This is a genomic window from Veillonella sp. S13053-19 (assembly GCF_002959835.1).
Taxonomy (GTDB): domain Bacteria; phylum Bacillota; class Negativicutes; order Veillonellales; family Veillonellaceae; genus Veillonella; species Veillonella rogosae.
Genome location: NZ_PPDA01000007.1, coordinates 137842 through 161952, shown reverse-complemented (window position 1 = coordinate 161952; position 24111 = coordinate 137842). Strand labels below are relative to the sequence as shown.

The window sequence follows — 24111 nt, the reverse complement described above, 5'->3', positions numbered from 1 at the left end:
CAAAGATTTCAGCTTCTTTTATTTGTTGAACTGATGCGTTAATCAGTTAATAGCTTCTAATGGAATGACATGAGGCATGCCTTTGTCGTCCATATAGATTTTAGTTTTAACACGGTATACATCTTCCATCATGGCTTCTGTAAAGATGTCTTTCGGTGCACCTTGAGCGTATACTCTACCCTCTTTGAGCACGATGATTTCATCTGCGAACATAGCCGCCAGATCAAGATGATGTAATGTTACAAGTGTTGTAAAATCATTTTCTTGAGTCAGATTTTTTAGCAATGTTAACAAGTCAAATTGCTTGTGCAAATCTAGCGCACTCGTCGGTTCATCAAGAATTAAGATTTTAGGTTCTTTTACAAGGGCCTGGGCCATGAACACAAGTTGGCGTTGACCACCGCTGAGCTCCATAATGCTGCGCGATGCAAAGCGTTGCAAGTTCAACCGTTCCAACACCTCTTGTGTAGCTGCAATGTCTTCATCACTTACGCGGAAGGACATGGATCCCATGCGCCCTAGCATAACGACTTCAAAAACAGTCAAATTGACTCTACAGTCATTATCTTGAGACAAGTAGCTCACTGTACTACTGAAATCCTTTGTAGAATATTCAGCTACAGATTTACCATTGATGGTAATGTCGCCCTTGCCTTTCAAGATACCCATAATTGTTTTTAACAGTGTAGATTTACCAGCACCATTGGTACCGATGAGAGCCGTCAATTTACCAGTTTTAGCGGCAAAATCAACGCCCTTCAAGATTTGTCCGTCTTCCGTAGAGGAATAGCCAAAGGTTAAATTATGAACTTCAATCATTTGAAATAGCTCCTTTTCCTAGTTAATACCAACGAGAAGAAGAAAGGTACGCCGATGATTGCTGTCACAATACCGATTGGGAACATCGCCCCAGGAACGAGCATTTTACTCGCAATAGATGCGAGAGACAAAATCGCCATGCCACACACTGCAGATAGAGGTAAGAAATACCGTTGATCCTCACCTACGAGCATACGTGCAATATGTGGACCTACAATACCGATAAAACCAATAGTTCCAACGAAGGAAACGGCTACGGCAGTGATAAGGGAAATGAAAGCAAATACTTTTACGCGCAAGCTTTCAACATCAACACCTAGACCAGAGGCCTTTTCATCGCCTAATTTTAAAGCCGTTAAACGCCAAGACTCACGCATCATGAGTGGAAGCATGATAACTAGCACGAGGAGAACGATGGAGATATTAATCCAGTTTGCCTTTGCTAAGCTACCCATTGTCCAGAATACGATGTTTTGAAGGGCCTCAGGAGATGCCATATATTGCATCAAGGATTGAAGTGCTTGGAACAAGAACATCATGCCGATACCAGCGAGAATCATCGTTTCAGAAGAGAAATTCTTAATCTTATTGATGGAATAGATAAAGAAGCTCGTCAAACTAGCAAATACGAAGGCGCCGAATGGAACCATAAAGACACCTAAAAACTCTAATGCACTAGCGCCTACAACTACCATGAGAGAAGCACCGAAGCCAGCCCCTGCAGATATACCAAGTGTATACGGGCTAGATAACGGGTTATCAAGGATAGTTTGCATACCAGCACCAGCAATGCCCAAGGAGGCGCCTACCAGTAATGCCATAATGGCCGTCGGAAGGCGAATTGACCAAATGATGACATACGCATTTTTGGAAACCTCGGATGGGTCTGTTAATGCTAGCCATACATCACTCAACGTAAGTGATGCAGGACCTACAATAATATCGGTAACAAAACTTACCGCGCAAATGATCAGACCGATGATAATAAACATGAGCTTTTTATAGCTCTGTTTCTTATAATTGTACTGATTGTTAGTTTCTGTCACTACGAAAAACTCCTTTTTAGTTCAACTGCATAAACCAAACGCCACCGTAAGAAAATGGAAGGAATTTGTCATAGAATTCCTTAAGTGTACCTTCTGGATCTACGTCCTTGAATTCCTCAGGGTAGAATGTTTTAGCTAAATATTCGAATACTGCAACGTCATATACTTCACGAGGTAAACCATGGTGAGTAGAGTAAACGTTTTTAGATTGAACGGCTTTCAATTCAGGCCAGCCTTGACGTTCTGTGGTGAAAGCTTTCAACAACGCTTGAGATTTTGCTTCATTTGTATCGAAACCTAAACGCATGGATGTCGGTTTCTTAGGCCAGTAGGAACCGATAATGATGATGATATCTGGGTTTCTTTCCAAAATAAATTCTGGGTTAACAGGACCTGCTTTTTGAACTACATCTTTAGTAATAAGGTCGCCACCAACTTGAGTTGCTAATGCGCCCCATGCTACGTTTGCACTATAGGCAAAACCTAAACCTTCTGGACCTTCGTTACCTGTTTCAATGTAAACAGTTGGTTTTGGTTTGTTAATTTTGCTAATGCGGTCCATAACTCTTGTTAAACGTTCAGTATAGAACTTGTTGATTTCTGCTGCACGCTCTTCTTTACCCAATGCTTTACCGATAGCTTCGATAGATTTTTGGTGGTTTTCAAGCTTTTCAGCATGGTAATCGATATAAATAGTAGGGATACCAGCTGCATCGATTTTAGGTTTGTAATCAGACTCGTATTGATCTTTAAAGTATAAAGGCATGAAGATAACATCTGGATTCAAGGAAATTACTTTTTCCACATCAAATGTTTTGTCATTTACGTTACCAATGAGAGGAATTTTTTCCAACTCTGGCACTTCAGATTTGTAACGATCCCACATATCTGTACGCAACTTGCTCAAATAAGGGTCAATACCAACAATAGTCTTAGCCACATCTTTGCCTTGCAATGCAGCCATAGTCAAGAAGGCCCCACCAGAAGCACTCAATTGAACTACTACGCGTTCTGCAGGTTTTTTCAACGTAACTTTTTGACCTGTTACGTCTGTAATCTCAATTTGCTTGCCAGATTGTGCGGCATCCTTTTTCGTATCTGCTGGACCACCACAAGCTGTCATAATCATGCTCACAACTAGCAGGAGCACCGTGGCAAGATAAGCCATAAATTTCTTTTTCTTAAACATAAAAGCACCTCAATTCAAAACTCTCAAAATACACAATCACATGTTATCAACACAAAAAGCCCGTTTCCCCACGAAGAGGAAACGGGCTGTCATCTCAGTTAGACTAACTACCACGCCTAAAAGCTAATAGATAGAATGAACTACCAACTATATACTTATAGTTCGACCATTCATCTATGCAAATCCCCATCCCTGTCACTCGCAGGTCAATTGGCAATTGTTAATTAGGCAGTTCTTCTGGCTCCAGTTTAACGTTACTTTGCGCCTTCCCAAGATATTATCTCAGTGACTAAGAGCATATCGTCCTTTATGCAAAGTCCCTCGCTGTTACAGTGGCGTGACCGCTTTGGCTTGTACCAAATTCTCTATTAAGTCTATAAACACCTAACCCAATCATATGTGATTTTTCTCATCGTAGCATGCACCATATACAGTGTCAATAAACGTATAGGGGTACATCTATCCTTGTAAAATCTACACTTTATAGCAAAAAAGAAGCTAAAACTCAACCACTAAGCGGAGTTTTAGCTTCTCACTAGGACAATTTGTAGAAATGCCTTAAAATTCTATAATTTATTTTTATCTATTAATAACTATATTGCCATAACAAAGGGACTAAAACTCAACACGCATCTGATACCATTTGGCACCGCCATGATCAGACTCAGACTCACCTTCATTGACAAAACCAAACTTGGCATAATAGGGAATCTTTTCTTCCTTACAGGTAAGAATAACACCTTTTCGTTTTTCCTCTCTAGCCAATTCTATGAAAGCCTCTATCAACTGACCACCTACACCACGATTTCGATATTCTGGCATCGTATTTAGGCCAAAAATCATTTGCCATGCGCCATGGGGATTATGTAAGGAAGCATCGGCGAACATCTCATCCGTCAAGACTTCATCGTCCGTTACAAAACCATCTATAAAACCAATAGGCGTATCGCCATCAAAGGCAATCAAAAACTGACCTGCATAATGATCTAATCGTTCCTTAAAAGCCTCACAAGGCGCCGCTTCTGCAGGCGGAAAACAAGTCGCTTCTATATGTGTCACCAAATCTAAATCAGAGGTTGTCGCTTTTCGTATTAATATATCCATATCCTTCTCCATCGTATCTACATATCTGTTTTAGTATATACTGTTTTACATAACAAAGGCTACACGTAACGCTATGTACGTGTAGCCTTTTATTAACAATGTGACCACTTACTTGCTATACAGATTATCCGACTAATCAGCTTTTCGTATATTTCGGTACATTACGATATTGCATTGGCAAGGAATTATCTTTTATTTTAAAACCATGCTTCTCGTAAAATGGTGCATTCTTGCTATCACCAATCATAACATTAATGTACAAGTAAGACTTGTACGCCTCTTTCACCATTTCTAGCAAATGACCTGCAATACCTTGTCCATGATAATCAGGATGAACCAGCACATAATTGATGAAGCACACCAACTCGCTGTCATCCATGACACGAATAAGACCAACTAAACGGTCACCATCCCACGCAGAAATCACACGAGAAGAATTCATGAGCGCCTTGTGTAATCGATCAGGATACTTGCCTACCACCCAACGAACAGATAGAAATAAATCTGCTACTTGTTGAGGGGTAAAATTCTTATCTGCGGTATAGGTAATTGGCATATACACTCCTTATCTGCAATCATTACATACATTTAGCGCTTCACTATTTATTCCCAAACGGTTTATGTTGAAAGATTTCTTTTACAATCCCTTCACCAACAATAGTACTGCCTTCCATGATAAAGAACTCTGTACCTTCTTGTAAACTAGAATAATCTACATCCTCATTTACTGGAAGAGCATTAGTTCGTATTGGTCGATCAAAGATAACATCTTCACCATCGATAAAGTTTACACCTAACAGCTGTTCAGAGCCCTTTATAACAAGATGAGGACAATACTTTCCATTATTCAAATTCGGTGGAGTTCCCCTCTTCTTGCTGAAGAAAGTAACTTTACAGCAAATAGTAAAATCTAAATCGCTCATATTAGGGCCTCATCAACTACATATACCATATCACCTGTAAAGTATATGTTCATTATACAATGTACGGGATCCCCTTCGGTCCGTAACCACCCTTGGAATACGGCTCGGCCCCAGTTATAAGTCTCTGTAATAACCTCGAACTCACTTTCACTATACTCCTGCTGATACTGAGGTAATTCAATTCTTTTACCTGTGAAAGCATCTAATATTGTACTATTAAAGACGAGAATTTCTAGATCATCAATATCACATTTTTCAAATACAATCTTAGCCTTATGAGTCTGTTCAACACCATTCTCATAAGAAAAAATATAATCAAAGGTAAAAGTTAAACTATCGTCTACATATTCTATTTTCTGTACCCTTGCATCATGGAGAGAATATTTGGGATACTCGCCAAAAGATTTTATCGTTTTCATAGGACCTCGTTATATAACATTATCAAAAAATGTCTATTTAAAAAATGGAATGATAATAAATAATATCATTCCATCATTTTATCTAAAACAGTTTTCAGCTTATTAATATCTTATCATTAGTATTCTAATACACTACTTATTCTATTTTACAAATACCATTTATTGAGTCCAATAAGGGTAGAAAATTCTCAAAATCAATTTCTTGGTAGTGTTCTAGAATATACTTAGAAAAAATATCTTTTGAAAAAGTATTTTCAACAGAATCTTTTACAGTCTTTTCAAATTTTTTCCCATCAATAGAGATATTTAAAGTTTCTTTACTGTATAGATCCTCTATTTCACAATCACTATTATTAATACGAGGTATTTTTTGTAAATATAGATTAGCATTCAATTTTAGAAACGGTTTATCACTCTCCGATTTCATACCTATATGATTTAGAAATTTTCTTAATGGTTTGTCTGCCTCTTTTTCATTATCAAACAAAAGAATCACAGGATTAACATTTCTTATTATTCCATATTGACTCTTATCATTTATGTATTTAAATATATTATCACAATTATTTTTTCCATTATAAAAATTCCAAATATTTTTCATTGTATCAGCACCATTTTGTACAATACCGAAAAAATACTTTAACCGTTTAGTTTTATTCAAAAAATATAAATTAAATACATATTTCCCTTCATCATTTTTAGTAATAAGATTTGGATATCTATCACTATACTTCATCAAAGCAGCCTTTATATGAAGAATATCTGTTTTACCTTCAGTCACAATAGTTGGTTTACTCGGTTTAAAAAAATACTTATAAAACAAAAAATACTGATATTGCTTTTCTCTAGCATTTAAACCTGACATATATTTCTTATTAGCTTTCTGTTTTATACTTTCAGGTTCTAGTTCATTATTATACCAGTCTAATTGATTTATAAAAGCCAACCGTCCTTCTAACTGCTCTTCGGTGCCAAACGTATCATTTATGTAAAAACTATTTGTTTTAAAGAGTTGATCAACCATTGCTCTAGTCTGCTTTATAAATTTACGACTAACGTTTATCTTCTTATTTACAGTTAAGCCAGTTACTTCTTGTCGTGAGGAGTAATACTCTAATCTGGTTTTATTTTCATTAATCTCAAATCCACTATTTTCAAGAATGTTTCTCAACTCTTGTATAAAATTAATATAATCTGTTTGGAAGGCTCGATTATTAGTAGAAAAGCTCATGTCATCAGCATATCGAGTATAAGATAATTTATATTTTTTTGCCAATGACAAAATACGTAAATCCACAATATTAAAAATTAAATTTGAAATTATTGGGGATGTAGGTGCACCTTGAGGCAATTTCTTATCATAACAAACTAACTGAGAAATTATAGTAGAAACTTCTTTTGGAAACAGAAACTCTTGACTTTTATAAAAATATCCTTGTACTCTTCCAAAATTAACCGATGAAAAAAAATTAGCAATATCTATATTTAATAGATATTTTTTATTTTTATGTATACGAGCATTGGTTATTATCCCTTTACCCATTTCAAACCCATGAGATATATTCGAAGCTATTCTATTTTGATCTATATAGTTTTTATGAATATCATATATCTTTTTACCCAATCGTCTTTGAATTCTTTTTAACTGCTTATTCGGAGAATCAATAACTCTAGTTCCTCCAGCTTTCTTTGGGATTTCAAATGATGTATATGATTTTTCAATTCCTTTTTTATACAGCACATAAGTAATCGCTCTAAGCTCAACATTTATCAGCTTAGCTACCATCTTACGAGCTTCATCATAATTACTCATAATAAAAAGCGTATGGTTACTCTTTATCTCAAATTCATCATGTGTACATGAAATTATTAAAGAATCATCGAGAGCTGAAAGCAACTCTCACATTAAATTCAACGCTTGCGAACCACAAGCAAAAACTCTAACCATACGCTACTTTTAGCCTACCTCCTTTTCTTAAATTTATCAAGCTTAATCTTATAAAAATAAATATTTAATACTAATAAATGCTAAGCATTAAAGTAAAATTTCAATTTTCATAAAAGCCCCCCATCAAAAGATAGGAGGCTTATTTAGCTTAGTAATAACTATAGTTATTTTTTATTCCCACTCAATTGTAGCAGGTGGTTTAGATGTAATATCGTACACGATACGGTTGATGTGTTGTACTTCGTTTACGATACGACGGGAGATTGTGTCCAATACATCGTAAGGGATGCGCGCCCAGTCAGCAGTCATGAAGTCTGTTGTTGTTACGCCACGCAATGCCAATGTGTAATCGTATGTACGGAAGTCACCCATAACGCCTACAGTACGTGTAGATGTTAATACTGCAAAGTATTGGTTGATGTCGCGATCAAGGCCAGCTTTAGCAATTTCGTCACGGAAGATGTAGTCCGCATCACGCAAGATGTCGAGTTTTTCTTTCGTAATTTCACCCATTACGCGAATAGCAAGACCAGGACCAGGGAATGGTTGACGCCATACGAGGTAGTCAGCCAAGCCTAATTCAGAACCAAGTTCACGCACTTCGTCTTTGAAGAGGTTGCGCAATGGTTCGATAAGACCTTTAAAGTCTACAACTGCAGGCAAGCCGCCTACATTGTGGTGAGATTTGATAACTTCTGCTTCGCCAGTACCGGACTCAATAACGTCAGGGTAGATTGTACCTTGCGCCAAGAAGTCAACGGAGCCGATTTTACGGCCTTCGTCTTCGAATACGCGGATGAATTCTTCGCCGATAGCTTTACGTTTAGCTTCTGGATCTTCAAGACCAGCCAATTTATCTAAGAAACGTTTTTCAGCATCGACACGGATGAAATGCATGCCGGAATCTTTGAAAGCTGCTTCAACTTCATCGCCTTCGTTTTTACGCATTAAACCATGGTCAACAAAGATACAAGTCAATTGGTCGCCAACAGCTTTAGAAATAAGAGCTGCTGCAACGGAGCTATCTACACCACCAGACAATGCTAACAATACTTTGCCATCGCCTACAGTGTTACGGATTTCATCAATAGCAGTTTTTGCATAGTTTGCCATTGTCCATGTGCCTGTGAAACCACATACTTCGTACAAGAAGTTGTGAAGCATTTCTTTACCATGTTCAGTGTGCAATACTTCTGCATGGTATTGCATAGCGTATAATTTACACTCTTTGTTTTGCATAGCTGCTGCAGGGCAGTCTTTTGTATGCGCAATGATTTCGAAACCTTCAGGCACTTTTGCTACATAGTCAACGTGGGACATCCAAACAACTTGGTCTTCGTCCAAGCCTTTGAATAATGGAGATGTACTGTCCACTTTAGTAGGTGTTTTACCAAACTCACGGTTATCGGCAGATTTAACTTCGCCGCCCAATGTATGCGCCATAAATTGCATACCATAGCACATGCCAAGAATAGGAATACCAAGTTCAAAAATCTCTTTTTCGATTTTTGGAGAGTTTTCTTCATACACGCTGTTAGGACCGCCTGTGAAGATAATACCTTGCGGCTTTAATTCTTTAATTTTTTCCAGCGCTTTGTTGTATGGATATACTTCGCAGTATACGTGATTTTCACGAACACGGCGCGCGATCAATTGGTTATATTGACCACCAAAGTCAACAACAATTACAAATTCCTTGTTTTCCATGCCTTCCTCCATATGCATCTTTGTGAAAGTATATTCACTATTATTTATGCCCATCCATTTCTGTACTGGGGAGCGCGTTTTTTCGAGTCAAACGCGATTTTTTCATTACAGTTTATTATACCATACGAAGTATTCAGACTCCATATATTCCGTATGAAAATTATAAATAAGTTTTTAATGTTCGGATTTTCAAAATTCTTAAGATTCGGATTTTTAACATTCCGAGATCTGACTATTACACTTTGGAGTCTCCCGATTTCTGACTATTACTCTTTGGAGTCTCCCATTTTCTGACTACTACTCTTTAGAGTCTCCCGTTTATGCATCTTCACGGCCCCAACGGGACAAATCGAATAACAATCACCACAGCCGATACAGCCTGTACTGATATTAAAACGAGTCATACCTTCAGTGATGCATTGAACAGGACAATCCTCAGCACAAGCGCCACACTTAACGCAAGTATCATCGATCGTAAACTTTAGATTTCCCATTATACATCACCTCCTATATCTAACACTGCTACATCAATATTACTATATCATTACTATATCATTGCTACATCAATGATATATATGTTTTTTCCAGATACTACCAGTTAAAAGTATTTATTTTTAACTGGTAGTATCTCAAGTACAGCTATGTCTAACCATATCTGAAATAATGTGATTTACTTTTAACTGGTAGTGTTTCAAATATAGACATATCTAATCTAATCGATCGGAATTAAAGCTATTTAGTTTAATTTAGCTATTTAGTTTAATTTAATTTAGCTATTTAGTTTTATTTAGCTCATCGTTATGTGCTATGGCGGAGTAGATTGCTTTTGCCACGCCGTGATGGTTATTGTCTGTCGTTTCGTACCGTGCGGCTTCTTTAATATTTGGCTTAGCATTGCCCATGGCTACGCCAGCACCTGCGAATCGCAGCATAGACAAATCGTTTTCGCTGTCCCCTAGTGTCATTACTTCGTCTGTGCTAAAGCCCCAGTGTTTTGCCAAGGCTTCTACAGCCGTGCCTTTTGTAGTGTGAGGCAACACGAATTCTAAATTGCCTTCACTGGAGAGCAGTACATCGTAAAATCTTTCACGGCCTGTACCATCGTGAGATAGACCTTGGTATTCATCGCGCAAGTCTTGTAAGATCCGTTGACGCATCGGTTCATCACCGTAGAATATTTGAATTTTCTCAGGACCTTCGTCTAAAGACTCCATATGAGCTAGCAAGTCACATACCATAGTACGCGTTGCTAAGATAAAGGGACGAATATTAGGTCTAAAGAAGAAATTAGACTGTTCTACTTCACATTCGGACATAGTCGCTTTTGCCGCTTCATCACTTTCAGCAAGAGCATAGCGATCATGGGTTTCACCAGGTAGATGTTCGTCAGGTACACCAAGTTGAGGATGATTCATTGAGCTAGGTAGATGATTATCCATGAGGCTATTCGAACCCTTTTTATTAGGGGCTTTACACTCACTAGCACATGCGCTTAATCGTTCAGGTGTAATACATCTGGACGGAGGGTACATACCAAAGATTTGGTCTTTCACATAGGCCTCTACATAGACACCGTAGGTTAAGAGTTTACGCAACAAGTATAATGCTTGTTCCTTATCAAAGTTAACGTGAAATAGACTGCGATTTTCATCCTTGTCCATCACATAGGCGCCATTTGTGCACATAAAATAGCGCAGGCACGGCAATTTTTCGATGACATCGTTCATCTCATTCCAGGCACGACCAGAAGCAATGGCTACGCGAATGCCACTTTCACGAGCCGCTCGAATCGCTTCGATAGCATCCTCAGGAATGGCCTTTGCATCATTAACCAAAGTACCGTCGACGTCTGAGGCTATAAATTTAATAGGCTTATCCCCTGTAAGGCCTATATAATTTTTAATTTCTAATTTTTCAGTTAAGGACATATACACTCCTTTTAGTTAAATTCCTTTTAACTAAACTCCCTTTAACTAATAAATCGTATATTGATATTATAGTTACTCAGGTAGATACAAAAATGAGCTATAATAAGCTATTTAGTACTATTAAATTCAGCAACGATTTCGTTTAGGATTGTTGGTTTTTCTACGAGTCGTAGTAAAGCGCCACCAATGATATTAGCACCATCAATGATGGTTTGTTCAATTGTAGAATCCAGCATGGCAGCGGCAAATTCTTTAGAGTGGCACACTTTATCATCCCCAGCAAGTCGTAATTTAGGGTGGAACGCCGCACATTGATAGCTGACATTACCAATATCGGAGCTACCGCCGAGGGCTGCCGGACCAGGTTCAAAATCGAGGCCCATATCTGCCATTACCTCTTCAATGAGCGCTGTACCACGATGGTTTTGGTTCATATCATCATAAGGATTACCATAAAACTCAACATCTACTGTTGTACCTGTACAAAGGGCAGCACCTTCAAAGATTTTTTTAATCTGTTCAGACAAACCGTTCAAATAGTCACGTTCTGTATGACGCACAGTGACCTCTAATTCACCATAAGGGGGAATGACATTGGACGCAGTACCGCCAGCGATGATCCATGTACCGATGCGCGTTTCAGGGCGTACTTGTTGGCGCATCATATCCATAGCATGAATAGCGAGTTGAACGCCGTTCACCGCATTGACCCCATTCCAAGGCTCGCCTGCTGCATGGGCCGGTTTACCGTGGAATTTAGCGCGGAAACAATCGAGGGCCAAGAATTGTGAATTAGGACGCGTTTCCTCTCCATCGAGATGAACCATAATAGCAAAATCATAGTCTTTAAATACGCCGGCATTGCACATATCTACCTTGCACCCCATGGCTTCTTCGTCTGGAGTTCCGATAATATCGATATCCATGTTGAAAGCTACGCCGTCTTGCTGCATTTTACGGAGTGTTAATGCCGCTAGTATGCTCATGGCACCACTCGCACAGTGGCCGCACGCATGACCTACTTCAGGCAATGCATCGTATTCACATAAAATTGCCAAACGACCTTGGGGTTTGTCTACTTTTACAACAGAGGCCTTGAAGGCTGTTGGTAAGTTACAGAATTCATAAGTTACATCCATGCCATGTTTTTCGAGGGTCGCACCAATAGTTTTGACAGACTCAAATTCTTGACTAGAAATCTCAGGGTTCTTAGCTAATGTATAATTCACCGCAAAAGCATCAGGGGCGAAGCTTTTACAAAGATTGGAAAAGATATGTGTAAGGGACATATGGCCTCCAGTGATAAATTAATATATATAAATTAATATAACAATCAAGTATATTCTTAAATTAACATAATCATTAAGGGTATTCTACCTCGTAAATCACAAGGTTAAGTAGAAAGCATCCTAAAATATGAAAGTCATGTATTCTTAATTATACAATGTTATTGCCTATTGGTGTAAAATTCCGTACAATATAAACAGAAATGTATAAACCATGTATATGGATGTTTGAGGAGGATACTATGTTTAAGTTCAAAAAATTGACAGCCATCGCCCTCGTAGCGGTAGCAGCTATGGGTTTATTGGCTGGTTGTGGCAATGAAAAACCAAAAATGACACAACAAGAAGGTGTATTGCGTGTAGGTTCTGAAACTACATTCCCACCATTCGAATTTACTGAAGGCGAAAAATACGTTGGTTTCGACGTTGATTTGTCCGAAGCAATTTCTAAAAAAATCGGTCTAAAAATGGAATTCAAATCCATGGGCTTTGACGCTTTGATTCCAGCTGTTCAATCTGGCGATATCGACATGATTGCTGCCGGTATCAACGCTACACCGGAACGCGAAAAAGTATTAGACTTCTCCGATGTATACTTTGACCAAGGTGGTTTCATCACAGTTGTTCGTAAAGACAACACTACAATCCACAACATGGATGAATTGGCAGGCAAAACTGTAGGTGCTCAAATCGGCACAATCCCTGTTGAAATGGCTCAAAAAATCCCTGGTACAACAGTAAAACAAATCGATTCCAATGCTAATATCTTCATGGAATTGAAAGCTGGCACAATCGATGGCGCTATCATCGATAACGCAGTTGCTATGTACTACCTCAAACAAGGTGCTGACCAAGACCTTAAACTCGTAGGCGAACCTACTAAATCCCCAGGCACAGTTCTTGGCGTGAAAAAAGGCAATAAAGCTTTACAAGAAGCTGTTAATAAAGCTCTTAAAGAACTTAAAGAAGACGGCACTTACCAAAAAATCTACGACAAATGGTTCGGCGATTATAACAAAAAATAATAGATATTCTAAGGAATTAGGATGACTATATCCCCTCTGAAAGATTTCAGATTTCACAGCAACGTAAATCAAAATCTATGCAGAGGGGATTTTTTTGTTTAAGTTATCCCTTTTCAAGTCGTATAGGAAACTAACATAATCTCATAAATATTAAATTCAAATCAGCTAAAACTCTTAGAAGTACCGCTATTTCCTCTTTTACCGTACCAAGTGTTCGTTATATAATAAATGTGTATTCTATCGTATAAAAGGAGGCCTAATGGCACAGTACTTTACGGAACGCCTACAAAAGGTCTTCCACATGATTTTTAGATCTTATAATCAAAAAGCGGCCCAAGAGGGTTTGTGTCAACTTGAACTTATCGTCAACAATCAGCAAGATGCGGTATCAACTGATCATCGCGCCTTGCGAAACGATATGTCTACGCTTCTTGAAAGCGAAATTAATAGCAAAGAGGATGTGCTTACAATCGCTAATGATCCAGAAGCACGGGAGCTAGGTGATGCATATGCCCTCTTAGCACGCGTTTATGCCGGCCCTCGCTTCACTTGGGAGGAATCTAATTTCCCAGAGGACAATATGCGTACCTATCAATGCCTACACGATAGTATTCGCCGTTGCAGTCCTATTGGTACCTTACAAGCGTTGCGCATTAAAGGTTCTATTACGCCAACTGTCGAAAAGGATATGCAAATCTCCTTTGATGATGCATTCCGCATTGTCCACGATTATGCAGAGCAAGACGATGCCTATTGCCAGTATGTAATTGGTAATGTATTTTTCTGGCGCGACGACAATCGCATTGAAGCAGCAAAAGATATGATTATGCCACCACCTCTAAGTTTGGCAAAACGCATCCAACGAAGTCTACAAAGCGGTTCCATACACGATCGTATTGCGGCCTTACAAGGGACAGTACCAGACGAGAAACTGCAAGAAAACGCATCGGAGCTGGCGAAAAGATGGCTTAATAAAGCGCTCTATAATGGGCTCGCCATGTTCCAAGGAAATTTGCGTAACATCTATATCGACGAAGGCGACTTTGAGAACGCCCGCCGCGTAGCTAGAACGGCAGCAAATCTGGGCAATCCAGCCATGATGCTCTATACAGGTCTCGACTGTCACGAAAACGGCAACTTTGAAGATGCTTTCACTTGGTTTACTAAAGCAGCCGCCTTAGGTCAATCTGAAAGTATCGCCGAGTTAGCAGACTATTACTATCACTTCTACGATGCCAAAGAATTGCGTAGTACTATTCCTTACGATCCAGTTAAGGCTATCGGTCTCTATCGCCGTGCCGCTACTAAGAACTTTAGCGACGCTGGGTATACCGCATTACAAGCAGCTTTTGGCTATATCTTTCACATCGGCCACCTCCCTCTAGACTGGGGCCTCATTGCAGACTTAACGCATATGGCGGCGACCAAGGAACGATTTATGTTCGCCTTGCCATATATTGGTTATATGCGCATCCACGGTTTAGGTGTAACGAAAAATATGCGCTTTGCCGTTCAATCCTTACTGCGCGTCTTAGATGAAGAGCAACGGGCCTTTGAAGAGGAAAATCGGGTTCTCTTCTACGATATTACGCGCGCCTTAACACGGGTTGCTCTCGGCTATGCCTATGAAAAAGGCTATGTAACAGGTACGCCAGACCTTGATCAGGCTGTATCCTATTACGAACAGTCCCATCAATATATCTTGTCCCATAAGGCAAACTTAGATGAAGAGTTAAAAGATGTTCCTATCGATGACGAAGCAGCAGAGCGATTAGAGGTATTTGAGGAAATTGATGGTCACTGGCAGTATAAGGAAGGCATTGCAGAGTCTACTACGGTGCGCCCTGGTCCTACTACGTGGCCACAATATGCAGCTCGGTTATCGGTAAACATGGATGACTTCCTGTGGGATACCACCTTATATGATTGGCAAACCATCGAAAAAGCCTTAACAGCCCAAGATGAAATAAAGTTAAGCTTTTACAATCATTTCCTATCAGTTTCAGACAAATTGCGCAACATTTTTAAGTTAGATGTCTTGCGTATGCCTCGAGATATGTATCAAGTGCGATTACACGGCTACGACCCTACGGAAGGTCAAGAAATTATCTATCGTACGCTAATGAATAAGGATGCTACACGAGATCTATTGAAAGACCTTTACGATAATCATGCCTTACCTAATCTAGTAGACAACTGGTCCATCGAAAAAAGCGAAGAAAAACCAACTTGGCACTACGTGCTCGATGTAGATCAACAAGCTTTCTTGCTTGAAGAATACGACGATGCGAACGCTATGATTCAAACTGCGTTGCAGGGCCTAAAAGAGAAAAAGTACGAACAAATTAATATTCGTACCCATGACTTTGTAGGTCCATCCTATTTCATTTTTAAAGGCAATCAAGCGAATCCATTTAGAGTGCAGCTCTATCTGAAAGAATCTGTACGCCACACCATCGATGAGGATGGAAACCAAGAAGATACTCCAGGCAACACCTATTTATTTGAACAATACGTAGGCAACGAGGTATCCTTGAACTATTGGATTCAAAAAACAATCAATACTTTGGAAATACCTGAACTAGACAACTGGAAACAATTAACAGTTCCAAAGGATTTGCAAACATAAGAAAAAGACCACCGCAAGCAGGGTGGTCTTTTTTCTGGGGAATGAAATTGTTATTTGAATAAAGGCAATAAAGCGTTAGCTAAACCAGTAAGCGCTGCCAAGATTGCTTTAACGATTGCTGCAACCATTTCTCTTCCTCCTTCTCATATAAGAACAAGAACTAAACTAACTATAAATATCTTAAACCAGAAAATTAGATTTTACATGAAATGCGTAAAAATTTACACATTAATATTTCATGAACAAAACAACGAAGTCTTAATTGATATGAATAGTTATATGAGAATGATAGCATGCAATGAATTCATAAATTTCTATAAAATTTTAATGTTTTGTAAAGAAATGTACATAGGACGCTTACATCTAGCTATAATACATCTAAATGGGACACTTAAATCTAGCCATAATACATCTAAGAAAACAATCATATATAAAAACCCTTCTCTGGTGCACATTAGTTTAAAATAAACTAAATGTGTTAGAGAAGGGTTTTCTATTTTATCTATAATTATAGAGTTTTTACAACGTCTGCGCAGCGATTGCAAAGTGTAGGATGTTCGCTATCTTGACCTACTGTATCGCGGTGGATCCAGCAGCGTTCACATTTTTCGAGACCAGATGCAGCAACTACTGTAGCCACGCCTGTTTCTTCGTCTTTAACAGCCTCTGCTGGAGCAGCGCCGTTTACGATGTGAGCTTCGGATACGATAACAAGTTTAGCCAAGCCTTCTTCACCAAGAGCGTTCAATGCGTCGAATGCAGCACCTTCAGCGTATACTGTAACAGATGCATCTAGTGGGTGACCGATTGTTTTGTCTTGACGAGCAAGTTCCAATGCTTTTTGTACAGATGTACGCAAGTCTAACAATTGGTTCCATTTATCAGCCAATTCTTGGTTGAAGTGTTCAGGATGACCTTGTGGCCAATCTTGAAGCATAACGGATACAGGCATGCCTTCTTCTTTAGGCATGTATTTCCAAACTTCTTCCGCTGTGAAAGAAAGTACTGGAGATACCATTGCTACTAATGTTTTTAAGATTTCATACATTGCTGTTTGAGCAGAACGACGAGCTACGTTGTTTTTGCTTTCAGCGTACATAGTATCTTTCATTACATCAAGGTAGATGGAGCTCAAGTCTACTGTACAGAAGTTATGAATTGCATGATACAACATGTGGAATTCATAGTTTTCGTACGCATCAGAAACTTTTTGACGTACTTCTTCTAAGCGCAACAATGCCCATTTATCGAATTCAGACATGTCTGCGTAAGCCACTTTATCAGTATTTGGATTGAAGTCATCCAAGTTACCAAGCAAGAAGCGGAATGTATTACGGATCTTACGGTATACTTCGGATAATTGTTTTACGATGTCTTTGGACAAACGTACGTCTGCTTGGTAATCCGCAGAGGATACCCACAAACGCATAACGTCAGCGCCGTATACGTCGATGATGTCGCTAGGTGCTACTGTATTACCTACAGATTTAGACATTTTGCGACCTTCACCGTCCACAACGAAGCCGTGTGTCAATACGGAGTTGTAAGGTGCCTTACCTGTTGTTGCCACTGCAGTTAACAAGGAAGAGTTGAACCAGCCACGATGTTGGTCAGAACCTTCAAGGTACATAGCACATGGTACTTCAAGATCGTTAACTTCAAGTACGCCAGCCCAAGAGGAGCCAGAGTCGAACCATACGTCCATGATGTCAGTTTCTTTTTTGAACTCATCATGACCGCAATGAGGACATTTGAAGCCTTCTGGTAACAATTCTTTTGCACTGTGTGCCCACCATGCGTCGGAACCTTCTACAGCTACTTTTTCAAGCAATGCAGACATAGTATCGTCATTGATGATGTGCTCGCCACAGCTTTCACAATAGTAAATAGGAATTGGCACGCCCCAAATACGTTGACGGGAAATTACCCAGTCACCGCGGTCACGAACCATGTTGAAGATACGGTCATGGCCCCATTTAGGAATCCATTGTACTTGGTTATCGATAGCATCAAGCGCTTGTTGACGGTACCCATCTACAGAGGAGAACCATTGTTCTGTAGCGCGGTAGATAACAGGGTTTTTACAACGCCAGCAGTGTGCGTATTGGTGGCGCAAGCTAGATTTGCTAAGCAATGCATTATTGTGCGCCAAGATTTTGATAACAGGCACCTCTGCATCGTGAATTTCTACGCCAGCCAATGGGAACTCAGTATCGCCATAACGATTGTCGTCTACTTGTTTAGTGTAGTTACCAGTTTCGTTAACAAGGGATACGATAGGAAGCTCAGTTTTGCCGTCTTTATTATAACGTTGAACGATGTTAAAGTCGTCTTCACCGTGTGCAGGCGCTGTATGTACACAACCAGTACCAGCTTCAAGTGTTACATGATCACCACATAATACAGTAGATTTACGTTCTACAAATGGATGTTTGAAATCTGCCAACTCTAAGTCTGCACCGGAGAAACGATTTACGATTTCGTAGTCTTCAATACCGATATCTTTCATAGCCGCATCAACGAGTTCAGTCGCCATCAAGTAGTATTCTTCGCCTACTTTTACCCAGCCATATTCAAGGTCAGGGTTAACGGAGATTGCTACGTTGGCAGGCATTGTCCAAGGAGTAGTTGTCCAGATAACAGCAAATGCTTGTTTTGGATCTACGCCAGCTGGCAATGTTACCTTTTTCTCAGATACGTAAGGGAATTTTACATAGATGGAGAAAGATTTTTTCTCAGCGTATTCGATTTCTGCCTCTGCCAATGCAGTTTCGCAGTGAGTACACCAGTATACAGTTTTAAGACCTTTATAGATATGACCGCGTTTTGCCATTTCGCCGAAGATACCAAGTTGTTTTACTTCGAACTCAGGGCGCAATGTCAAATAAGGGCGTTCCCATTCGCCTAATACACCAAAGCGAATGAAGTCTTGTTTTTGGTTTTCTACGCATTCTAATGCATATTCCTTACATTTATTGCGCAAATCAAGAGGTGCCATTTCATGACGGTTAAGACCAGTATTTTTGATAACCGCATGCTCGATTGGCAAACCGTGCGTATCCCAACCAGGGATATAGCGAGTATAATGACCAGTCATTGTTTTGTATTTCATGATGATGTCCTTCAGCGTTTTGTTGAGGGCATGACCGATGTGCAATTTACCATTTGCGTATGGAGGGCCATCATGCAAGATGAAAGGTTTTGCGTCCTTACGCAATTCCAAACGTTTTTCGTAAATTTTGTTATCTTCCCAGAATTTTAAGATTTCTGGTTCGCGCTTAGGCAAATTGCCGCGCATTGGGAATTCTGTTTCAGGCAAATGTAACGTCTTACCGTAATCCATGATGTGCTCCTTTTACATAAAAAAATCGCCCGTCCCCGAAGGGACGGACGTAATATCCGTGGTACCACCCTACTGACCTTCTGTGAAAGCTAGCGCCACCGCATATTTTGCAATCGTCACACCATGCGCCTGCATGATGGTAACTTATAGGACGCAACTCATCACATAACTATGAAAGCCACTTAAACATATAACGGTGTTCACCGGCGGCGTTGCCGCTTGCTCCAAAGTGATCCGCAAATCTCTAAATTTCCAAACCTTTCAGCCCATGAGTTTGGTCTCTACTAAATCCGTCTGAGACGTGCCGTCTTTTTCAACGCAATATTCATATAATAGATAATTATAGGACTCAAATGGGGAAATTGTCAACAAGCAAACTATACACCTTCAGGTATATAAGCATCTTGCGTTTTATCTAGTAATTTAAAATTCATTGGTGTCCGAACTAGCTCATTATATTGTGAAATTACCTCATGATGTGTCTCAGCACTTTGTTCTGCTACAAATGCATCAATAGCCGCATCAAGATTCTTAGCTTGATCAATCCGATTTTGTACCTCTACAGATGTGAACTTAGGTACAATTGCATTTGCTGCTTCCTTTTGGGCTTTCACCCATTGCACATCACTATTAGGCCCTTGGTCAATTATATGGCTAACGATATCACTATAGTACCCCATCATCTCCACCATATGAGCGCCATTCACTTGACCATTCGAACGCATAGACTCAATATCTTTATTACGTTCCTTTTTATGAGCAGCTGTAACTGCCTCATTTAACGCTTCATATTTTGGTTCAAATACTTCTAATAACACTGAAAGCTTAGCCAGTGTAGCTTGACTAAATGCATAATTATCTTTTTCATACTGCTTTGCTTTATAGTATGAATCTAAAGCCTTTACATCATTTACAATATCATGCAAGATAGGCAATACAGCATCTGTTGTGCTTTCAAGTTCCTCGTAAGAACGACCCGCCTCCTTAGCAGCGACTAGTTCCTGTTCAAGACGCTCATAATCCTGTACCTTAAAACCTGTTAGTGGTTCATTTGCACCTGCCTGTTGCCAGATTAGATCATATTGGTTCCCGTGTTTAACCGCATTGTAGTTAAACTCATTTGTAGCAGCCAAATAGAAGCGAAACACCCTCTTTGTTTCATCTTTTTTAATGTCTTTCGCTGATGAATCTTGACTATATTGCTTTATATTATCTAAATTCCACTGACAACCACTAACACAACCTAATGACACCAATACGCAAGCGACCGTCCCTAAGCGACGCCACCAATTTATACCACTCATACACGCTCTCCTATATACATTTAATCTTTAGTAAAACTATTGTATTAAAATAGTAGTGTCAAAACAATATGCGACAATAAATAGACATCTAAATTACCTAAAAAGAAAAAGCCTACATACGTAGGCTTTCTTTGTAAATATGTTTATGCTTATGCAACGATACCCATAAGGATTACTTCGAAGATAACGATACCGATACATGCGAACATGAATTTACGATCCATATCTTCAGTTGGAGTTTCTTTAAGGCCAGTGCGTGCAGCTTCTTCAGCTGTGATTGTTTCATAGCTTACTGGGGAACCATATTGGTTATCGCCTTCGTCACCTTTTTGAGCGAGCAAGTAGATAACATAGATAATACCAAATGGAATTAAGCTAATTAAAAGCATCCAACCACTTTTACCAACGTCATGAAAACGACGAACACCAAGGCCAATGGAAGGCAACAAAATTGCAACGTTGTACGCCATGGAAATAAGACCAAAAACGCTTGATAATGCAGTGTTCATAAAAAGTGCGCTCAATACATTAATGATACCAGCAATAACAATTGTGATACCATAGAAACGCCAATATTCACTGCGGCTTGCACGGCCTTTAAAATTAGCAAAATTGCCCATAACCGTATGTTTGAAGTTATCTACATACGAAAGGTTTTTGATAGATAAATCTGTCATTGTATTCTCTCCTATAAAATAACAAATAAAATAAAAATAAAAGCAAATATCATTATATCATTTTTATCTATCATTTTGAATTTCAATTTCTATATATTTGGGGAATAACATATGCATTATATTAACCATTTATACAATTATATTCTATAAAAAAACTCTCCCTATAGCGAAGCTATAAGGAGAGTTATCATTTTACATCACACTCGTCGTAAGTAATTGATCTACCAAAAACCACAGTACAAAGATTGCACAGAGCAATCCCGCTGTGAGTCCCATAGTTGGTGTTGCATCGATAAGCCCGATTTCATGAGCCATTTGTTTTGTTAAGATTACTTGTCCTGTAGGAGAACCAAAGCGGTTTGAGTGGCTTTCACCAGGAAGAGCCATGAGAACCAATAGTATAAGTGTCCCAATTACAGGCACAAAACCGATAAATACGAGGCCACCAGAACGACCTTGGTCGTGCAAGCGACGCACTGCAACGGCTACGCCAGGGATGACCATCACTACGGACAGTAGGACTAGGATTACTAAGCCGAAGCCTACACCTACTGCACTTGAGAGAGGGCTAATATAACTTAAAAAGGCACATGTGAACAAGATTGCTACAAAGAGCAATTGATACATTAAAAAGAAATTCCAATATTCACTACGGCTGGCGCGGCCTTCAAAGTCAGCATATTTATGTACTAGACATTGTTTGAAGTTTTCAATCATGCCTAGATTATATTTATCTAACGAAATAGGGGCTTTGCGGACATGCCCACAGTCTGGGCAATAACGATCATTTCTCAGTACTTCATGTCCACAATATGGACAAGGTTTCATAATAAACTCCTTCCATCGACAGACAGGAATGTAAAGCTCACAAGGTCCTGTTGTACATAACACATATAGTAATTTAGATATTATATATTGCTTAATATCTATAAATTTGAATTCATCTTAATTTCATTTTACTACAAAGTGTTATATTGTCTATAAAAGAGTTGTTAAACTTTTATAAAATAAAATAATGAGTATGTTAATAAATACAGGTAGTTATTACATATATCCGTTCCCGTTAAGACCAAACCATAATAGTTCACCTACAATATCTGCAATTTGAATGGATTGGATAAGGAAGATTGTAATACCCATAATCCAGTCTTGACGGCGAGAAGGCGTTTCTTCAAGACCTGTTTCTTTACTTATATCAGATGTAACTGGGATATAACCTGTTCTTTCACCGTAAGCATTTTCCCCTTGATCACCGCGGCATAATTCATAATTTAAGAATACAAAGAAACCTACAATGGGAATAAAGGAAATCAGCTGCGTCCAGCCACTGCGGCCAATATCATGCATACGTCGCGCCGTAGCTGCTATATTGGGAAGTACTAAAAATAAGGATATAAAAAAACCAACCTTATCAACTATGCTTTCAAAATTAAGAAGGCCCAATGCATTACAAATCATAGCCAAAATCCCTAAGGACCCTTGAATCATTGTAATACCTGCGACAAAGCGCCAATATTCACTACGGCTAGCACGACCGTTGAAGTTAGCATAGTTTTTAATACCTAGCTTGAAGGCATCGGTATAGTTTAAATCATATGTATTGATAGTTGCCATAACCTAGTCCTCCTCCACGTCTTCGATGCTAATAATGCCCCAGCCCTTGCCAGCGTTATACAAACGAACTAGAACAGGCTCTTGCCCCTTTTCAAAGGTCACTTTAAAACCAGTATAGTTGAAAGTATAGTCATCTTCTTTATCTTGAGACACGTAATCGAGCTGAATCGTTTCTACTTTAGGATGTTGTGCCTTCGCTACCGCTTGTTGCCATAGTTCAAACGTACCGTAGCGCTCCATTTCACGTACACTTAGCTGGCGATATGCAGCATGATAATCCTCTTTACTAAGATTTTCATAGTACGCACTCACCACAGAACGAGCCTCTGTAGTAGCCGTTTCACTTTCTAACAAACGATTAGCCTTTTTCGTTAACGCACTAGGCTCTAAATTACCATAGGCAGTCTCTTCCACCGTCAAATTATGGTTGATCATTGCGCCACCAGCACTATTAACAAGCCAGCCTAATACTAATAAGCCCACAATAAACACGCCAGATACAGATTGCTTTTGTAACGTGTTTGCAGCATTGTTATATACGTTCCCCTCATTGTTATATATGCTCACTTCATTGTTATATATGTTTGCATCGTTGTTATATATGTTTGCATCGTTGTTAGATACATCTGGTGGATTTTGGATTGGCGATGTCCGTTTGCACAATAGATACAATAAAGCAAGCCATCCTAAAATAGGGACCAACAGTAAAATAATCAATATCGGATCATTATTAGAGTCTCGCAATCGTCTCGCCATGAGCATGATTGTCGGCAAGCATAGCAAGATGGATAAAGTGATTAATATGCCCCCACCCAAGGATACAGCATAAAGATATCCATACGGTATATAGCTTGCAAGGCCCGTAATGCATGTAATTAAACCATATGCAAAGGATATGGCACTTATGGTTAGCCAAAAATCGGCTGTATTCGTTCGTCCCTTACTGTTCGCGTAGTTTTCTACTAGCTCACGATAGAGGATCTCATATACTCTCTGTTTCATAAAACTCCTACTATAATTTTAGATAATATACAAACATAGATAATCTTATTATACTATGATGTATCAACCTATTTTATTCATCTTCTCCTCATTAATTTTCTCTATACTTTAATTAGATTTTTTACAACTAAAATTCGTACAACTTATT

General features: G+C 39.1%; 20 protein-coding genes and 1 riboswitch. Of the genes, 2 read left to right on the top strand and 18 right to left on the bottom strand.

From position 1 onward, the window contains the following. Positions 1-42 precede the first annotated feature (42 nt). The 12 genes from VEHSUH06_RS02600 to VEHSUH06_RS02545 all read right to left on the bottom strand — a co-directional run bounded on the left by VEHSUH06_RS02600 (position 43) and on the right by VEHSUH06_RS02545 (position 12372). A complete protein-coding gene (locus tag VEHSUH06_RS02600) occupies positions 43-819 on the bottom strand; it encodes an ABC transporter ATP-binding protein (protein ID WP_105081297.1) in 777 nt (258 codons plus the stop codon). Beyond that, complete coding sequence (locus VEHSUH06_RS02595; RefSeq protein WP_105081296.1) at positions 816-1865, bottom strand: iron ABC transporter permease; 1050 nt, start codon at positions 1863-1865, stop codon at positions 816-818. The genes VEHSUH06_RS02600 and VEHSUH06_RS02595 overlap by 4 nt, the downstream gene beginning before the upstream one ends. Positions 1866-1881: 16 nt before the next feature. Next, positions 1882-3054, bottom strand: coding sequence for an ABC transporter substrate-binding protein (locus VEHSUH06_RS02590; RefSeq protein WP_105081295.1), 1173 nt, complete (start codon positions 3052-3054; stop codon positions 1882-1884). Between the two features lie 209 nt (positions 3055-3263). Continuing rightward, positions 3264-3457: riboswitch (cobalamin riboswitch) on the bottom strand. A 212-nt stretch (positions 3458-3669) separates the two neighbouring features. Further along, positions 3670-4158 carry a GNAT family N-acetyltransferase gene (locus VEHSUH06_RS02585; RefSeq protein ID WP_105097655.1) on the bottom strand — a complete coding sequence of 163 codons (489 nt, stop codon included), beginning with the start codon at positions 4156-4158 and terminating at the stop codon, positions 3670-3672. Between the two features lie 136 nt (positions 4159-4294). Next, on the bottom strand, positions 4295-4714 hold the full coding sequence (locus tag VEHSUH06_RS02580) for a GNAT family N-acetyltransferase (protein ID WP_105097654.1): 420 nt from the start codon (positions 4712-4714) through the stop codon (positions 4295-4297). A 43-nt stretch (positions 4715-4757) separates the two neighbouring features. Next, entirely contained in the window at positions 4758-5081 is a 324-nt protein-coding gene (locus VEHSUH06_RS02575; RefSeq protein ID WP_105097653.1) for a hypothetical protein, read from the bottom strand. Continuing rightward, on the bottom strand, positions 5078-5500 hold the full coding sequence (locus VEHSUH06_RS02570; RefSeq protein WP_105097652.1) for a hypothetical protein: 423 nt from the start codon (positions 5498-5500) through the stop codon (positions 5078-5080). The genes VEHSUH06_RS02575 and VEHSUH06_RS02570 overlap by 4 nt, the downstream gene beginning before the upstream one ends. Before the next feature lie 136 nt (positions 5501-5636). After that, positions 5637-7313, bottom strand: a complete 1677-nt coding sequence (locus VEHSUH06_RS02565) for a retron Ec67 family RNA-directed DNA polymerase/endonuclease (protein ID WP_105097651.1) — start codon at positions 7311-7313, stop codon at positions 5637-5639. A gap of 306 nt (positions 7314-7619) precedes the next feature. Beyond that, positions 7620-9155, bottom strand: coding sequence for a glutamine-hydrolyzing GMP synthase (guaA, locus tag VEHSUH06_RS02560; RefSeq protein ID WP_105097650.1), 1536 nt, complete (start codon positions 9153-9155; stop codon positions 7620-7622). 266 nt (positions 9156-9421) lie between these two features. Then, on the bottom strand, positions 9422-9649 hold the full coding sequence (locus VEHSUH06_RS02555) for a DUF362 domain-containing protein (RefSeq protein WP_105097649.1): 228 nt from the start codon (positions 9647-9649) through the stop codon (positions 9422-9424). A 279-nt stretch (positions 9650-9928) separates the two neighbouring features. Continuing rightward, a complete protein-coding gene (locus VEHSUH06_RS02550) occupies positions 9929-11083 on the bottom strand; it encodes an HAD family hydrolase (protein WP_105097648.1) in 1155 nt (384 codons plus the stop codon). A 107-nt stretch (positions 11084-11190) separates the two neighbouring features. After that, entirely contained in the window at positions 11191-12372 is a 1182-nt protein-coding gene (locus VEHSUH06_RS02545; protein WP_105097647.1) for an amidohydrolase, read from the bottom strand. A 239-nt stretch (positions 12373-12611) separates the two neighbouring features. Here VEHSUH06_RS02545 and VEHSUH06_RS02540 point away from each other — a divergent pair, with 239 nt between their 5' ends. Beyond that, positions 12612-13394 carry a basic amino acid ABC transporter substrate-binding protein gene (locus VEHSUH06_RS02540; RefSeq protein ID WP_105097646.1) on the top strand — a complete coding sequence of 261 codons (783 nt, stop codon included), beginning with the start codon at positions 12612-12614 and terminating at the stop codon, positions 13392-13394. Positions 13395-13653: 259 nt separating this feature from the next. Next, on the top strand, positions 13654-16023 hold the full coding sequence (locus VEHSUH06_RS02535) for a tetratricopeptide repeat protein (RefSeq protein ID WP_105097645.1): 2370 nt from the start codon (positions 13654-13656) through the stop codon (positions 16021-16023). A 508-nt stretch (positions 16024-16531) separates the two neighbouring features. Here the strand turns inward: VEHSUH06_RS02535 and ileS are convergent. The 6 genes from ileS to VEHSUH06_RS02500 form a co-directional block, all read right to left on the bottom strand. Further along, positions 16532-19366 (bottom strand): isoleucine--tRNA ligase, encoded by a 2835-nt coding sequence (gene ileS / locus VEHSUH06_RS02525; protein WP_105097643.1) that lies wholly within the window; start codon positions 19364-19366, stop codon positions 16532-16534. 377 nt (positions 19367-19743) lie between these two features. Then, positions 19744-20670, bottom strand: coding sequence for a DUF3829 domain-containing protein (locus VEHSUH06_RS02520; protein ID WP_105097642.1), 927 nt, complete (start codon positions 20668-20670; stop codon positions 19744-19746). A 149-nt stretch (positions 20671-20819) separates the two neighbouring features. After that, positions 20820-21347, bottom strand: coding sequence for a DUF805 domain-containing protein (locus tag VEHSUH06_RS02515; protein WP_199179715.1), 528 nt, complete (start codon positions 21345-21347; stop codon positions 20820-20822). 192 nt (positions 21348-21539) lie between these two features. Next, positions 21540-22175 carry a DUF805 domain-containing protein gene (locus VEHSUH06_RS02510; protein WP_105097641.1) on the bottom strand — a complete coding sequence of 212 codons (636 nt, stop codon included), beginning with the start codon at positions 22173-22175 and terminating at the stop codon, positions 21540-21542. Positions 22176-22391: 216 nt separating this feature from the next. Further along, positions 22392-22961: a DUF805 domain-containing protein gene (locus VEHSUH06_RS02505; protein WP_105097640.1), complete on the bottom strand. Its 570-nt coding sequence runs from the start codon at positions 22959-22961 to the stop codon at positions 22392-22394. A gap of 3 nt (positions 22962-22964) precedes the next feature. After that, the gene (locus VEHSUH06_RS02500; RefSeq protein WP_105097639.1) at positions 22965-23963 is read right to left on the bottom strand and encodes a DUF805 domain-containing protein; all 999 of its coding nucleotides are present in this window, start codon (positions 23961-23963) and stop codon (positions 22965-22967) included. Positions 23964-24111 lie beyond the last annotated feature (148 nt).

What these genes read in the sequence shown, in the direction of transcription:
- VEHSUH06_RS02600 (WP_105081297.1), bottom strand. Translation starts at nt 819, where the DNA reads ATGATTGAAGTTCATAATTTAACCTTTGGCTATTCCTCTACGGAAGAC.
- VEHSUH06_RS02580 (WP_105097654.1), bottom strand. Translation starts at nt 4,714, where the DNA reads ATGCCAATTACCTATACCGCAGATAAGAATTTTACCCCTCAACAAGTA.
- VEHSUH06_RS02545 (WP_105097647.1), bottom strand. Translation starts at nt 12,372, where the DNA reads ATGTCCCTTACACATATCTTTTCCAATCTTTGTAAAAGCTTCGCCCCT.
- VEHSUH06_RS02520 (WP_105097642.1), bottom strand. Translation starts at nt 20,670, where the DNA reads ATGAGTGGTATAAATTGGTGGCGTCGCTTAGGGACGGTCGCTTGCGTA.
- VEHSUH06_RS02575 (WP_105097653.1), bottom strand. Translation starts at nt 5,081, where the DNA reads ATGAGCGATTTAGATTTTACTATTTGCTGTAAAGTTACTTTCTTCAGC.
- VEHSUH06_RS02565 (WP_105097651.1), bottom strand. Translation starts at nt 7,313, where the DNA reads ATGAGTAATTATGATGAAGCTCGTAAGATGGTAGCTAAGCTGATAAAT.
- VEHSUH06_RS02585 (WP_105097655.1), bottom strand. Translation starts at nt 4,158, where the DNA reads ATGGATATATTAATACGAAAAGCGACAACCTCTGATTTAGATTTGGTG.
- VEHSUH06_RS02555 (WP_105097649.1), bottom strand. Translation starts at nt 9,649, where the DNA reads ATGGGAAATCTAAAGTTTACGATCGATGATACTTGCGTTAAGTGTGGC.
- VEHSUH06_RS02500 (WP_105097639.1), bottom strand. Translation starts at nt 23,963, where the DNA reads ATGAAACAGAGAGTATATGAGATCCTCTATCGTGAGCTAGTAGAAAAC.
- VEHSUH06_RS02515 (WP_199179715.1), bottom strand. Translation starts at nt 21,347, where the DNA reads ATGACAGATTTATCTATCAAAAACCTTTCGTATGTAGATAACTTCAAA.
- VEHSUH06_RS02570 (WP_105097652.1), bottom strand. Translation starts at nt 5,500, where the DNA reads ATGAAAACGATAAAATCTTTTGGCGAGTATCCCAAATATTCTCTCCAT.
- guaA (WP_105097650.1), bottom strand. Translation starts at nt 9,155, where the DNA reads ATGGAAAACAAGGAATTTGTAATTGTTGTTGACTTTGGTGGTCAATAT.
- VEHSUH06_RS02550 (WP_105097648.1), bottom strand. Translation starts at nt 11,083, where the DNA reads ATGTCCTTAACTGAAAAATTAGAAATTAAAAATTATATAGGCCTTACA.
- VEHSUH06_RS02590 (WP_105081295.1), bottom strand. Translation starts at nt 3,054, where the DNA reads ATGTTTAAGAAAAAGAAATTTATGGCTTATCTTGCCACGGTGCTCCTG.
- VEHSUH06_RS02505 (WP_105097640.1), bottom strand. Translation starts at nt 22,961, where the DNA reads ATGGCAACTATCAATACATATGATTTAAACTATACCGATGCCTTCAAG.
- VEHSUH06_RS02535 (WP_105097645.1), top strand. Translation starts at nt 13,654, where the DNA reads ATGGCACAGTACTTTACGGAACGCCTACAAAAGGTCTTCCACATGATT.
- VEHSUH06_RS02510 (WP_105097641.1), bottom strand. Translation starts at nt 22,175, where the DNA reads ATGAAACCTTGTCCATATTGTGGACATGAAGTACTGAGAAATGATCGT.
- ileS (WP_105097643.1), bottom strand. Translation starts at nt 19,366, where the DNA reads ATGGATTACGGTAAGACGTTACATTTGCCTGAAACAGAATTCCCAATG.
- VEHSUH06_RS02540 (WP_105097646.1), top strand. Translation starts at nt 12,612, where the DNA reads ATGTTTAAGTTCAAAAAATTGACAGCCATCGCCCTCGTAGCGGTAGCA.